The organism is Halococcus hamelinensis 100A6 (assembly GCF_000336675.1).
Lineage (GTDB): Archaea > Halobacteriota > Halobacteria > Halobacteriales > Halococcaceae > Halococcus > Halococcus hamelinensis.
The window spans coordinates 163,332-177,216 of sequence record NZ_AOMB01000005.1 but is presented as its reverse complement, the minus strand read 5'-3'; the positions used below and the strand labels follow the sequence as shown (position 1 = coordinate 177,216).

Here is a 13,885-nt window from a genome sequence, read left to right as displayed (position 1 = left end):
AGCCGTCCCGACTCACCACTCGGCGACGCTGCCGTCGTCGTGTCGCCAGATCGGGTTGTGCCAGTCTACGGGCTCCTCGGACTGGGCCTCGATGTACTCCTCGTCGAGGTCGATCCCGAGGCCCGGTTCGTCGAGCACGTCGACGAAGCCGTCCTCGTACTCGAAAACGCTGGGGTCGGCGAGGTAATCGAGGACGTCGCTGGTCTCGTTGTAGTGGATGTTCAGGCTCTGTTCTTGGATCAGCGCGTTCGGCGAGCAGGCGTCGACCTGGATGCAGGAGGCGAGCGCGACCGGCCCGAGCGGGCAGTGGGGCGCGAGCGCGACGTCGTAGGCTTCGGCCATCGCGGCGATCTTCTTGACCTCGGTGATCCCGCCGGCGTGCGAGAGGTCGGGTTGGATGACGTCCACGGTACCGTCCTCGAAGACTTCCTTGTAGTCCCAGCGGCTGAACATCCGCTCGCCGGTCGCGATCGGGGTCGTGGTGTGGCTCGCGATCTCGGCGAGCGCGTCGTTGTGCTGGGGGAGGACCGGCTCCTCGACGAACATCGGCTCGTGGGGTTCGAGCGCCGCCACGAGCCGTTTGGCCATCGGTTTGGTGACCCGCCCGTGGAAGTCCACCCCGATCTCCACTTCGGGGCCGACAGCCTCGCGGACGCTCCGGAGGCGCTCGACGGCCGCCTCGACCGCCGCGGGCGAGTCGACGCGCCGTATCTCGGGGGTGGCGTTCATCTTGAGCGCCGAAAAGCCCGCCTCGACCTGCTCGGCGGCGGCCTCGCCTACGTCCGCCGGTCGGTCGCCACCGATCCACTGGTAGACTCGAATGCGGTCCCGCGCCCGCCCGCCGAGGAGTTCGTGGACCGGCGCGCCGAAGCGCTTGCCCTTGATGTCCCAGAGCGCCTGGTCGATGCCCGCGATGGCGCTCATCAAGATTGGGCCGCCGCGATAGAACCCGCCGCGGTACATCGCCTGCCAGTGGTCCTCGATCCGGTTCGGGTCCCGTCCAAGTAAGTAGTTATCGAGCAACTCCTCGACGGCGGCCGCGACGGTCTTCGACCGGCCTTCCACGACCGGCTCGCCCCAGCCGACGAGGCCGTCGCTCGTCTCCAGTTCGAGGAACAGCCACCGCGGCGGCACGTCGTAGAGTTCGTAGTCGACGATCTCGGTCATACCTCTTGAGAGGGTCCGGCGGCCCGAATGAGCGTTTCGAGTGACCACGGCTCGCGCCTCCGTGCGTTACGGTAGCACGTTCGCCGACGGCTCGAACTGCCCGGCTTTTTACCCCCGGCTTTCGTAGCCGGCGACCATGGCACCGGAGATCACCCGAATCGAGACCACCGAGTTCAGCTATCCGCTCGAAGACGTGGGGTCGGACACCGGCTTCAACCTCGTCTACGACCCGGGCGAGACCACGAACCGACGGCTGTTCTCGATCCGCATCCACACCGACGACGACGTCACCGGCGAGTTCATCGGCGGCAACTCGCCCGCATTCGCGGAGTTCCACGAGGTCGCCGACTACCTCATCGGGAAGAACGCGCTCAACCGCGAGCGCCACTGGTCCGAGATGAAGCGCGGCCTCCGCAAGTACGACCGGATGGGGATGGGGCCCGTCGACGTCGCGCTCTGGGACCTGGCCGGGAAGTACTACGACGCCTCGATCTCCGAACTCCTCGGCCGGTATCGGGACCGGCTCCCGACCTACGCCTCGACCTACCACGCCGACGACAACGGCGGGCTCGACTCCCCCGAGGCCTACGCCGACTTCGCGGAAGAGTGTCGCGAGATGGGCTACGGCGGGTTCAAGATCCACGGCTGGGGCGGCAGCGACGAGCGCCGCGACGTCGACCGCGAGGTCGAGACCGTGACCGCGGTCGGCGAGCGCGTCGGCGACGACATGGACCTGATGATCGACCCGGCCTGCGAGCTCGAGACCTTCGGTGACACCATGAAGGTCGGCCGTGCGTGTGACGAACAGGAGTTCTTCTGGCTCGAAGACCCCTATCGCGACGGCGGCATCTCCCAGCACGGCCACCGGAAGCTCCGCCAGAACCTCGATACCCCGCTGCTCCAGACCGAGCACATCCGCGGGCTCGAAGTCCACACCGACTTCGTCGACGCCGAGGCCACCGACTTCGTTCGCGCCGACCCCGAGTACGACGCGGGTATCACCGGCGCGATGAAGATCGCCCACATGGCCGAGGGCCACGGGCTCGACGTCGAGATCCACTCGCCGGGGCCCGCCCAGCGCCAGTGCATGGCGGCCATCCGGAACTCGAACTACTACGAGATGGCGCTCGTCAACCCCGAATGCGACAACACCCAGCCCCCGATCTACGAGGGCGGCTACGAGGACCAGCTCGACACCGTCGACGAGGACGGAACGGTCCCCGTCCCCGACGGCCCCGGCCTCGGCGTCGAGTACGACTGGGAGTTCATCGACGAGCAGAAAGAAGGCGGCCGAACCTACGAGTAATCGAATCCACCCGCCCGGCGAATTTTAGTAGGCGGGCGTACGAACGTTTCGCGGTATGGTCCACTCCACCTGGGGCGACTGGTTCGTTCGCGACGAGGTCGAGGCCGTCGAACCCGACGGGCTCTCGATATGGTATCTCGGCTGTAACGGCTACGTCCTCCGCACACCCGAGACCACGGTCTACCTCGACCCGTACTTCGGCGACGGAACCCCGCCGCGCACCATCCGGATGATCCCCGTGCCGATGGATCCTGCCGACGCCACGCAGTGTGACGCCGTCTTCGTGACCCACGAACACATCGACCACATGCACCCGCCGTCCTACGGCCCGCTCGTCGAGGACCTCGGTGCGGACGTCTACGCCCCCGAGGCCTCCTACGACCAGGCCGACTACGACGGCGAGATGCGCGTCCCGGACGACCGGAAGCACGTCGTCGACGTCGGTCAGGACGTCGAGGTCGGCGACCTCTCGATCCACGTTCGCGGGTCGAACGACCCGGATGCCATCGACCCCGTGAGCTACGTCGTCGAACACGACTCGGGCACCTTCTTCGCGGCGGGCGACTCCCGGCCCGCCGAGGCCTTCTCGGACATCGCCGACGAGTTCGACATCGACCTCGGGGTGCTCGCCTACGGTACCGTCGGGAACATCTACCACGACGAGGACGACCCGACCGCGACCTACCCGACCGACTGGTACAACGACGGCGACCAGGTCGTCGAGGCGGCGAACGACCTCGAACTCGACCGCCTCGCGCCGGTCCACTGGGATATGTGGAAGAACGTGGGTGCGGACCCGAAGGCCATCGCCGAGTACGCGGCCTCCTACGCCTTCCCGCGCGTGGTCGAGACCATCAGCATCGGCGACCGGCTCGATATCGACCGCCCGGGCGTCGTGGGCTTTCGCGACCTCAGGGAAAGCCAGCATCGGACTTAAGCCGGCGACGGTCGCAGGGGGTGACATGGGAACCGCGAACTTCGATTTCAGCGACGAGACCGTTATCGTCACCGGCGGCAGTGCGGGGATCGGCCGGGCCATCGCGCTCGAATTCGGCGCGGCCGGGGCCACGGTGCTCACCGCCGACGTCCGCGAGGACCCGAAGATCGAGGGCGAGGACGTCCCGACCCACGAGCTCATCGCCGAATCCGGCGGCACCAGCGAGTACGTCGAGACCGACGTCTCGGACCCCGCGGCGATCGAGTCCGTGGTCGAGGCCGCCCGCGACTACGGCGGCGTCGACGTGATGGTGAACAACGCCGGCGTCCAGCACTCGGAACCCTTCCTCGACGTCGAGCAGGAGGACTTCGACCTGCTCCATCACACCAACGTTCGGGGAGCGTTCTTCGGCACCCAGGCCGCCGCCCGGGACATGATCGACCGCGACGAGCCGGGGAGCATCGTCAACACCGCCTCGATATCCTCGGAAGTCGCTCAGTTCGGTCAGGTCCAGTACGACTCGACCAAGGGCGCGATCAAGATGGTCACGCGGGGCGCGGCGCTCGAACTCGCCGAGCACGACATCCGTGTGAACGCCATCGGCCCGGGCCAGATCGCCACCGAGTTCACCGAGGGCTGGTCCCAGGAGGCCCAGGAGGCCGCGAGCGAGGGCGGTGAGGGATTCATCAAACCCGTCCCGCTCGGCCGCGAGGGCCACCCCGACGACAACGCGGGCGCGGTGCTCTTCCTCGCGAGCGAGGACGCCTCCTACATCACCGGCCAGCTCCTCTTCGTCGACGGCGGCTGGACCGCTATCTAACCCCCCACCTTTTGCTGCGCTTCGCTCGCTAGCGCTCGCTCCGCTGGCAAAATGTGGATCAAAAGCCGTCGTCACCCCACTCGCTCCGCTCGGGGGTTCCTCGGCCCGCTCGCTCCCTCCGTTCGCTCGCGGTACAACTACTCACCTTCCGCAACCGCTCCACAACCACCCAACACCGCCTCCGCCGAAGCCCTCGACCGCTCGCTCCGCTCGCGGTCTCGCCCTTCACCCGCCAGGACCGCACCGCCACCACCGCCGCCACCGCCGCTCCCGCACCGCGACCGCGGCGGGCCGCCCGCCGCGCGAGCGATGGGATTCGATGGGACGGGGCCTCTGCTACTGACCGTGAGAAAAAGCGGCGCACGAAGCGCCGGAAAACGGCGAGAGAACGCGCTATCTAGTACGAGTCGTAGACCGTCTTGATGATGGTGAAGTAGTCCATCCCCTCCTCGCCCTGCTCGCGGTAGGTCTCGCTGGAGGAGGCGTTCATCCCGCCGAACGGGACGTGGAGTTCGAGGCCGGTCGTCGCCTCGTTGACCTTCACGATACCGAAGTCGATCTCGTCGACGAAGCGGTTGGCCTGGGAGTGGTCGTCGGTGACGATACTGGCGGCGAGGCCGTACTCGACGTCGTTGGCGAGTTCGATGGCCTCGTCGATCTCGGAGTAGGTCATTACGCCGGCGAACGGCCCGAAGACCTCCTCCTGCATCACGGTCGCGTCACTGTCGAGCCCGGAGACGACCGTGGGCTGGACGAAGTAGCCGTCCTCGTACTCCTCGCCATCGGGTTCGTCGCCGCCGTACTCGATCGTCGCGCCCTCGTCCTCGGCGGTCTGGAAGTAGTCGAGGGTGTTCTCGAGTTCGCTCTCGCTGGCCTTCGGACCCATGCCGGGGTCCTCGACGCCGTGGCCGATCTCGGTGTTCTCGGCGCGCTCGACGAGCGCGTCGACGAACTCCTCCTCGACCGACTCGTGGACGATGACCCGCTCGGTCGCGGTACACGCCTGGCCGGTGACGCCGAAGGCCCCACCGGAGACGATGTCGGCGGCCTGCTCGACGTCGGCGTTCTCGGTGACCACGGTGGGATTCTTCGAACCCAGCTCGGTCTGAATGCGCTTGTGGGCGTCCGTGGCCTGCTCGTAGATCATGTCGCCGACCTGGCGGCTCCCGGTGAACGAGACGGCGTCGACCTCGTCGTGGGTGACGATGGGCTGGCCGACCTCCTCGCCGCTCCCGGTCAGGACGTTGACGACGCCGTCGGGGACGTCGTGTTCCTCGGCGGCCTCGGCCATGCACTCCATGACCTTGAGGTAGACCGTCGGAGCTTCTTTCGAGAGCTTGCAGACGACGGTGTTGCCGGTCGCGAGCGCGGGGGCCATCTTCCAGGCCGGGATCGCGATGGGGTAGTTCCACGGCGTGATCAGGCCGGCGACGCCCATCGGCTCGCGTACCGTGTAGAGGTTCTGGCCCTGGGCGCTCGGGTTGTAGCTCTCGCCGGCGTAGTCCATCGCGCGCTCGGCGTAGTAGTAGAAGATGTCCACCGCACGGCCGGTCTCGCCGGTGGCCTCGGAGAGGGTCTTGCCCTCCTCGCGTGAGAGCGTCTCGGCGAGCTCGTCGCGGCGCTCGTCCATCTTCTTCGCGGTCGTCCGCAGGAACGCCCCGCGGTCGGGACCGGGGGTGTTCTTCCAGGCGTCTCGCGCGGCCGCGGCGGCCTCGATGGCCCCGTTGGCGTCGGCCTCGCTCGACTGCTGGCACTCGGCGACGACCTCGGTGGTGTCCGAGGGGTTGACGACCTCGAAGGTCTCGCCGGTCTCGCTGGCGCGCCACTCGCCGTCGACGTAGTTCTCGAAAGTCTGTGTCATCACCTCCCCTTCGGAGCCGACCACCCCTTTTCTTTTCGGTTGTGTTGGCAAGCGAATCGATCGATCGTGAACGACTCGCGAGGTCAACCGGGGTGACTTTTGTGCAGGGGGGCCGTACCGTGGCCATGCGATACTACCGAACCGCGGTCGACGGCGAGACCAAGTTCGTCGTCCGCAACGACGAGAAGGCCTACGACCTGACGGCAGCCCGCGACGGCCTCACCTCGTTCGTCGACCTCGCCACCGTCGCCGAGGTCGAGGGAACCACCGTCGACGAGGTGGCCGAAGGGGTCATCGACGACGCGCCGCTGCTCGACGCCGACGCAGTGACCGACGGCGCGGCGATCCCCGCGATGCCCGACGAGGTCTGGGCGGCGGGCGTGACCTACCAGATCAGCAGCGACGCGCGCGAGGAGGAGAGCGGTCGCGGCGAGATGTACCAGGGTGCCTTCGAGAACGAGCGCCCCGAGATCTTCTTCAAGGCCACCCCCGAGCGCACGATGGGTCCCGGCGAGGCCGTCGGGATCAGAAACGACTCGGACTGGGACGTCCCCGAACCCGAACTCGCGGTCGTGGTCTTCGGCGGCGAGATCGTGGGCTACACCATCGGGAACGACATGTCGAGCCGGTCGATCGAGGGCGAGAACCCGCTCTACCTCCCGCAGGCCAAGATCTACGACCGGTGTGCCGCGATCGGCCCGTGCATCGCCTCGCCCGAGACGGTCGGCGACCCCAACGACCTCGAGTTCTCGATGACGATCGAGCGCGACGGCGAGACGATGTTCGACGGGGCCACCTCGACCGACCAGATGGTGCGCACCCCCGAGGAGCTCGTCTCGTACCTCACCCGCCACAACGCGGTCCCCGAACTCTCGGTGCTCATGACCGGTACCTCGTTGGTTCCCGACGACTTCACGCTCGAAGAGGGCGACCACGTCTCGATCGACATCGAGAACATCGGGATGCTCGAAAATCCCGTCGTCGAGGTCTGATCCGACGAGCACGTTCTCCGACCTTCTCTCACTGTTCCACGCTTCGCCGTACGATCGGCCGACCCGCCGAAACGCTCTATTCCGTCGACGAACACGAAGCCTCCATGAATCGAGACGAGGGTCGATCGAACGACGATTCCCCGATGACGGGGATGAAGGTCCCGCCGGGGGTCGAGACGCACGGCGACTACCACGTCGTCGACCGCGGCGACCACGAGACCTCGTGGGGGCGATTCACCCATATCGAGGTCCACCGGATCGACGACTCGCCGACCCACGACTGGTACGACCTCTTCGAACTCAAGAACGAGCTCTTCGGCGAGGACCGGGCGGCGCTCGAAGTCTACCCGCCCGCCGAACGCCTCGTCGACGACACCAACTCCTATCACCTCTGGGTGCTCGAAGAGGGGGCGACGCTCCCCTTCGGGATCCACGACCACGACGACACGAACCGGGGGACCGTCGTCCCGCGAGAACGGCCGGATACCGACGAACCCGACCGATAGCGGACCCGCTCACGCCCTGACCGCTCGGATGGAAAACGCCTTCTCGCCGACGGACGAACCGCTCCCGTGAACCTTCCCGAGCGCTGGACGACCGAGACCGTCTCGGCCAACGGCGTCGGCCTCCAGTGTTATCGGACGGGTAGCGGCCCACCGATACTCATGGCCCACGGCCTCTACGACAACGGTCGGCGATGGCTCCCGCTCGGCTCGGACCTCGCCGACGACTTCGAGGTAATCGCCTACGACGCCCGCGGCCACGGCCGCTCGGACGCACCCGAGACGGGCTACGACATCGATACTCGCGTTTCGGACCTCGTCGCGCTCGTCGAGGAACTCGGTCTCGAAAACCCGACCCTCCTCGGGCACTCGATGGGCGCGGCGACGGTCGCGTGGGCGGCCACGACCCACCCCGACCTGCCGCGCGGGCTGGTGCTCGAAGACCCCGCTCGATTCCGCGACCTCCCGGACGTGAACACCGACGAAACACGCGAACGCGCCCGTGAACACCTCCGCGAACGGCAGGCGCGTCCGGTCGAAAAACGGGTCGCCGAGTACGACGACGCGCACGACACGGATCACGTCCGACGGCTCGCCGAATCGATCGACGAGTGTCACCCGAACGCCGTGAAGGTCGCCGAGGACCACCCGCCGGTGGCCGAGGCGTTCGAGTCCATCACCTGTCCAACCCTCGTCTTCCGACGCGACCTCGGCATCGAGGAGCGGCGAGCCGACCTCGACGTCGCGACCCGCCTCCGGGATGGGCGGCTCGTTCACGTCCCCGACGCCGGCCACTACGTGTTCCTCGACGAGTACGAGGCCGCGTCCGCCGAACTCCGGACGTTCCTCCGGCGGGTCTCGACGATCCGGTAGACGAGTGGCGGACCTGGCGCTATCGAGTCGGTCGCCGCGAAGAAATGTCGGGAGGTCGTCTTAGAACTCGAGGACGTCGACGTCGTCCTCGGTGCCGAGGTAGACCGTATCGACCATGTCGAGGAAGATGCCGTGTTCGAGGATACCCGGGATCTTCTCGAGGTCGCGCGCGGTCCCCGCCGTATCGTCGAGGCCGCCGAAGTCGACGTCGAGCACGAGGTTGCCGTTCGCGGTGAAGACGGGGCCGTCCTTCTTGACCGCCATCCGGAGTTCGGGTTCGCCGCCGACCTCGCGGATGTCCTTCGAGACGACCTCGCGGGCGTCGGGCATGACTTCCACGGGAACCGGAAAGTCGAGCGGGTCGGTGGCCTTCTCCTCGTCGGTGGCGATGACCAGTCGGTCGGCCATCGCGTCGACCACTTTCTCGCGGGCGTGTGCGCCGCCGCCGCCCTTGATGACGGTGGGTTCGTCCTCGGAGTACTGGTCCGCGCCGTCGATGGTGACGTCGAGTTCGGTGACGGCGTCGAGGTTCACGAGGGGAATGCCGGCCTCCTTCGCGAGCTCGTGGCTCTGGAGCGAGGTCGCGACCCCACGAACGTCTTCGAGTTCGCCGTGGCGGATCATGCGACCGACCTCGGCGACCGCCCACGCGGTCGTGCTCCCGGTCCCGAGGCCGACGTCCATGCCGTCCTCGATCAGGTCCTGGGCCGTGCGGATGCCGCCGCGGCGGCGGCGGGCGTCGAAGACGCCGTCCGCGCCGGATTTGATACGGTTCGGCGAGGGGATGACCTCGATGTGGTCTCTGATCTCCTCGTCGCTCATCTCGACGCCCGCCGCGTCGAGTTCCTCGCGTGCCGTTTCGATGGTGTCGGCCTCGCTCTCGGCCCACACCTGGATGTCGTTGTCGTCGTCGGTGAATTCTTTTGCCATGGTTGGATCAGGCGTCTTCGTCGGCCAGCGGGCCGACCGGGTCCATGTCGTCGGCGTCGCGGAGGTCGTGGCGCGCCTCGTTGTCGACCCGGCCCGAGAACCGCTCCTGCCGGATGGCGTCGTCCTCGCCGAACGGGTGGGTCCCGAAGCCGTGTCGCATCAGCGCGATCGCACGATAGGCGTGGCGTTGTTGGCCCCGCGATTTGAAGAGTTCGGTCACCGACTGGGAGATCACCGGGATGGGCGTCTCGCCCTTGTAGGCCTCGCTCACCAGCCAGTTGACCTCGCCGGTGTCCTCGATGTAGTTCGGGATGTCCTCGAAGTCGGGGGCGTCCGACTGCTGGTCCTCTTTGCGCAGGCCCAGCTCCATCAGCTTGACGAGCCAGCTCTCGATCACCGCGCCGTTCGACCAGTTGTGGAAGACGTCGGCCATGTCGACGTCGAACTGGCCGGATTTGAGGAGCTCGACCCCCTCGGCGATCGACTGGAGCATCCCGAACTCGATGCCGTTGTGGACGAGTTTCACGAAGTGGCCGCTGCCCGGCGGGCCGACGTGGAGGAGTCCCCCATCCACCGAGAGCGTATCGAGGTAGGGTTCGGCGATCTCGAAGCCCTCCTCCCGACCCCCGACCATGAAGCAGGCCCCCTCGCTCGCGCGGGGCGGGCCGCCGCTGGTCCCGGTATCGAGGTAGTAGACGCCCTCGTCCCAGGCGCGCTCCTCGCGGCGCATCGAGTCGCGCCAGAAGGAGTTGCCGCCGTCCATCACGACGTCGCCCTCGTCGAGCACTTCGAGGAGGCTGTCGAGTTCGCTGTCGATCAGGTCGCCGGCGGGCAGCGAGAGGTAGACCACCCGCGGCGTGTCGAGTTCCTCGACGAGCGTGTCGTACTCGCCGGCGTCGTGGACCTCGACGCCTTCGTCCGCTAGGTCCGAGCGGTCCTCCGTGTCGAAGCCGACCACCCGAATGTCCTTCTCGACGGCCTGTTTCGCGAGGTTGCCGCCGATCTTCCCGAGTCCGACGATCCCCAACTCTTGATTGTGTTCTGACATAGTTGAATTCCTGCGATGACTCGTCACCGTCCGAGGTGGTGACGGTCGCCCAGCACGGGCGCTGAGTCATCCGTCGGAGCACTGGAGTATAGAAGTGTCGCCTGCATTCGTTGGCGAACCCGAGCGTGCCGTCAGTTCGCTTCGTCGGCGTAGTCGGCGTAGACGTCCCACGAGCGGTCGACCTGCGGGTGGTCGAGGCGGTTCCCGTCGACGACGGCTCCCTCACCCTCGTCGACGTGGCCGATGACCGCGGCCGTCGTCCCGCGGTCGGCGAGCGCGTCGAGCACCCGGTCCGTCCCCTCGGGCTCGACCGCGACCAGGAGGCTCCCGGAACTCGTCACGCGCCACGGGTCGAGGTCGTGGTACGCACAGACGGGTTCGACGCCGGGGCGCACCGGGACGGCCTCGCGCTCGATGTCGAGTCGGACACCCGCGCTCCCGGCGAACTCGCAGAGCGCGGCGTCGAGGCCGCCTTCGGTGACGTCGTGCATCGCCGTCACCGGGCCGGCGGCCGCGGCGGTGAGCGCGTCGCGCACGCCGCGCGCCTCGTCGAACCGGTCGCGGGCGGCGTCGAGAACGGACTCGGGGAGGTCCATTTTCTCCCCGAACAGCGTCGTCAACAGCCCGACGGCCTCGACCCCCGGTCCCGTAGTGAGCAGGAGGTCGTCGCCGGGCCGTGCGCCGTCGGGCCGAACCAGGTCCGCGGGGTCGCCGACCGCCATCACGGTAGCCCCGCCGACCCACGGGTACGAACAGCCCGCGTAACGAGCGGTGTGGCCCGCGACCACACTGGCCCCGAGGTCACGGGCTTCCTCGTCGATGGCCTCCCAGACCGCCGCGAACTCCGCGTCGGTCATCCCGGGTGGGAGGGTGAAGTTCATCGAGAGGTATGCCGGCGACAGTCCCGAGACCGCGACGTCGGCACAGACCACGTCGAAAGCGAACCGGGCGGCGCGCTCGAAACCGAGGTCCGGGACGATCGATATCGGGTCCGTGGCCACCACCAGCGAGCGCTCGCCGACGTCGACGACCCCGAAGTCGACGCCGTGTCGTGGTCCCAGTCGGACCTCCTCTCGCTCCGCGCCGAGATGGGGATAGATCCGCCGGTCGAAGAACCTCCCGTCGACCTTGCCGGAGTCGGGCATGGCCCGCCTACGAACCCGGCCGCAAAACCCGATCCGATCCCCGGAACTAGTCAGACGAGTTTATAATCCAGCTTTCAAGTTATTGGATCTCCGATACGTTTATTCGCGCTCCAGCCCTACGTCTTGCGATGAGTGGATCCGAATCGGGATGGACGGACGGTCTCTCGCCGAGCGCGAAACTCGTCGTGAAGGTCCTCGAATACCGGGGGTCGCTCACTCAAAAGGAGATCATCGAACAGTCGCGGCTCTCGGGACGAACGGTGCGAAACGCGCTCGAACAGCTCCAACGTGCCGGAACGGTCGAGAAGGGGATCTGTATCGAGGACGCCCGTCAGAACCGGTACAAACTCACGCCGCCGGTCGCCGACCGGATCGCCGGCGGCGACTGATCGGGGCCGGTGGTACAGCGCTCAGGGACAGCACCGCCACGAACCGGATGACTTACTCCTCGCCGATACGGCCGTACGGCTTCCAGCTACCCGGCGACCCGGCCGCGACGCAGACCCATCCGAGATGGCCGCCCGCGGCGGGTGCGGTGTTGCGAACCCGGCTCCCGACCGCGAACGCGCCGTCCTCGGGCGGTCGGTCGCCCTCGAACGTCGCGCGAACCCCCTCACAGTCCCCGCCGACGACGAGTCCGGCATCGGGCACCTCGGCTCGAACGTTTCCGGAGGCTCCGTCGACCACCGTCGACTCGTCGACCCTCGTCGCGTCGTTGTCGCGCACTACCGTGTCCGTACAGTCGCGAACCCGATAGCCGATGGCTCCCGGTTCGTCCCGATCCCCGACGACGTCGTTGCCGGTGAGATGAAGGTCCGTCGCGTCCGCCACCGCGACACCGAGCGCTACACCGGTGGCCGCGTTGTCGTCGATCCGATATCGAACCCCGGCTTCGGCCCACACCCCGCCGCGAGCCTCCGGCCCGCCGACGACCGTGTTGCGGTCGATCGCCACCCCTTCGAGCGGTCCGGCGTCGGCGAAGCAGCCGATCCCCCACGGCGCGTCGGCGATGTCGTTGCCCGATATCACGACGTCCGTCGAGCCGGCGCGACAGACCACGCCGGTTCCGCCGAGGTCCCGGAGGACGTTTCCCCTGACGCTCACGCCGTCGCAGCCCTCGACCGTGACCCCGGCGTGGGTCGAATCGGGGGAGCCGGTACCGTCGCGTTCGTCCGCGCCGTCCGTTCCGCCTCCACGGGCGACGTCGTAGACGTAGTTGTCGCTGACCTCGCCCGCCGCGCCGTCGAGCGCGATCGCGGTTCCCGCGACCCGTTCGACCGTGTTGTCCCGGACCGTGACCCCCCGCGGGATCGAGTCGGGTTCGTCCTCGCCGGGGTGGACCGCGATCCCCCACTCGTCGTGGTCGCGAACGGTGTTGTTCGCGACCGAGAGGTTCGTGTACTCGCCGTCGAGACGGATCCCGCTCGAATCGCCGTCCCCCTCGACGACGTTGCCGGCGACGACGACGTCGTGCCACGTCATCTCCGGGTCGCCGAGGATCCCGACCTCGGTACAGCCTCGGATCCTGTTGTCGCGAACGGTGAGGTCGTGGCCGCCGTCGCGGTGGAGGTGGACCCCGCGCCCGCAGTCCTCGGCGACGTTGCCGGCGATGTCCACGTTCCGGTTGTTGGTGTCGTCGACCACCGCGCCCTCGGTGGTGCCGTCCTCGTACTCCACGACGAGGCCGCCGTCGGAGGTGAGGTTGTCGGCCTGATAGGCGGCGGTGTCGAGGTTCGCGGCGTAGCAGTCGGCGACCAGCACGTCCGTCGCGCCCGCGATATCGACGAGATGCCAGTGGAGACCGTGGGTCTGACACGCCTTGACCGCCATGTCCGCGGCCTTCGCCATCCCGATCCCGTTGCCCTTCGCCGGGTCGACCGACTCGACCGTGAGCCCCTGGATCGTGACGCGCGAGGTCTCGACGGAGCCGTCGAAGCTCTTCGAGACCAGCGCCGTGGCGTCCTCGTGGCTCGGTTCGAACGCGACCGTGGCCGCCGGACCGTAAACCACGAGGTCGGAGCCGTAGAGCAGGCTGTAGGTGGTGTAGTAGGTGCCGGCAGGGAGGTAGACGACGCCGCCACCCCCCTCCGCCGCGGCGTCGAGCGCGGTCTGGATCGCGGCGGTGTCGTCGGTCGTTCCGTCGCCGGTCGCGCCGTGAGCGGTGACGTCGTAGGTCGGGTGGCGCGTGGTGCGCACCCGCTCGGCCGTCAGGCTCTCGAAGATGTCCTCCTCGTCGTCCATCGGTTCACCACCGACCCCCTCGAAGTCCCATCTTACGACCGAGGTCCCATCGTGACTTGTCG

Annotated in this window: 13 protein-coding genes; 7 read left to right on the top strand and 6 right to left on the bottom strand. The window is 67.8% G+C overall.

Annotated elements, in window-relative coordinates:
• Positions 1-12: 12 nt before the first annotated feature.
• Positions 13-1,167: a galactonate dehydratase gene (dgoD, locus tag C447_RS01785; RefSeq protein WP_007690272.1), complete on the bottom strand. Its 1,155-nt coding sequence runs from the start codon at positions 1,165-1,167 to the stop codon at positions 13-15.
• A 136-nt stretch (positions 1,168-1,303) separates the two neighbouring features.
• Here dgoD and C447_RS01780 point away from each other — a divergent pair, with 136 nt between their 5' ends.
• From C447_RS01780 to C447_RS01770, 3 genes are read left to right on the top strand one after another with little or no spacing between them, the layout of a single operon-like run.
• Complete coding sequence (locus C447_RS01780; RefSeq protein ID WP_007690271.1) at positions 1,304-2,473, top strand: enolase C-terminal domain-like protein; 1,170 nt, start codon at positions 1,304-1,306, stop codon at positions 2,471-2,473.
• Between the two features lie 55 nt (positions 2,474-2,528).
• Complete coding sequence (locus C447_RS01775; protein ID WP_007690269.1) at positions 2,529-3,410, top strand: MBL fold metallo-hydrolase; 882 nt, start codon at positions 2,529-2,531, stop codon at positions 3,408-3,410.
• A 25-nt stretch (positions 3,411-3,435) separates the two neighbouring features.
• A complete protein-coding gene (locus tag C447_RS01770) occupies positions 3,436-4,230 on the top strand; it encodes an SDR family NAD(P)-dependent oxidoreductase (RefSeq protein WP_007690267.1) in 795 nt (264 codons plus the stop codon).
• A gap of 397 nt (positions 4,231-4,627) precedes the next feature.
• Here C447_RS01770 and xacF read toward each other — a convergent pair whose 3' ends face one another.
• Positions 4,628-6,091 carry a 2,5-dioxovalerate dehydrogenase gene (gene xacF / locus C447_RS01765; RefSeq protein WP_029601952.1) on the bottom strand — a complete coding sequence of 488 codons (1,464 nt, stop codon included), beginning with the start codon at positions 6,089-6,091 and terminating at the stop codon, positions 4,628-4,630.
• Positions 6,092-6,216: 125 nt separating this feature from the next.
• Here xacF and C447_RS01760 point away from each other — a divergent pair, with 125 nt between their 5' ends.
• From C447_RS01760 to C447_RS01750, 3 genes are all read left to right on the top strand, one after another.
• The gene (locus C447_RS01760; RefSeq protein ID WP_007690265.1) at positions 6,217-7,083 is read left to right on the top strand and encodes a fumarylacetoacetate hydrolase family protein; all 867 of its coding nucleotides are present in this window, start codon (positions 6,217-6,219) and stop codon (positions 7,081-7,083) included.
• Positions 7,084-7,187: 104 nt separating this feature from the next.
• Positions 7,188-7,589, top strand: a complete 402-nt coding sequence (locus tag C447_RS01755; RefSeq protein WP_007690264.1) for a DUF7694 domain-containing protein — start codon at positions 7,188-7,190, stop codon at positions 7,587-7,589.
• Positions 7,590-7,655: 66 nt separating this feature from the next.
• Entirely contained in the window at positions 7,656-8,459 is an 804-nt protein-coding gene (locus tag C447_RS01750; protein WP_007690263.1) for an alpha/beta fold hydrolase, read from the top strand.
• Positions 8,460-8,519: 60 nt separating this feature from the next.
• Here C447_RS01750 and rpiA read toward each other — a convergent pair whose 3' ends face one another.
• The 3 genes from rpiA to C447_RS01735 all read right to left on the bottom strand — a co-directional run bounded on the left by rpiA (position 8,520) and on the right by C447_RS01735 (position 11,582).
• Positions 8,520-9,389 carry a ribose-5-phosphate isomerase RpiA gene (gene rpiA / locus C447_RS01745; RefSeq protein WP_007690256.1) on the bottom strand — a complete coding sequence of 290 codons (870 nt, stop codon included), beginning with the start codon at positions 9,387-9,389 and terminating at the stop codon, positions 8,520-8,522.
• A gap of 7 nt (positions 9,390-9,396) precedes the next feature.
• Positions 9,397-10,464, bottom strand: a complete 1,068-nt coding sequence (locus C447_RS01740; protein ID WP_338034815.1) for an NADP-dependent phosphogluconate dehydrogenase — start codon at positions 10,462-10,464, stop codon at positions 9,397-9,399.
• Positions 10,465-10,568: 104 nt separating this feature from the next.
• Positions 10,569-11,582 carry an AIR synthase family protein gene (locus C447_RS01735; protein WP_007690252.1) on the bottom strand — a complete coding sequence of 338 codons (1,014 nt, stop codon included), beginning with the start codon at positions 11,580-11,582 and terminating at the stop codon, positions 10,569-10,571.
• Between the two features lie 128 nt (positions 11,583-11,710).
• Here C447_RS01735 and C447_RS01730 point away from each other — a divergent pair, with 128 nt between their 5' ends.
• Entirely contained in the window at positions 11,711-11,971 is a 261-nt protein-coding gene (locus C447_RS01730) for a MarR family winged helix-turn-helix transcriptional regulator (RefSeq protein ID WP_007690250.1), read from the top strand.
• A 52-nt stretch (positions 11,972-12,023) separates the two neighbouring features.
• Here C447_RS01730 and C447_RS01725 read toward each other — a convergent pair whose 3' ends face one another.
• Complete coding sequence (locus tag C447_RS01725; RefSeq protein ID WP_007690248.1) at positions 12,024-13,823, bottom strand: right-handed parallel beta-helix repeat-containing protein; 1,800 nt, start codon at positions 13,821-13,823, stop codon at positions 12,024-12,026.
• Positions 13,824-13,885: the final 62 nt, after the last annotated feature.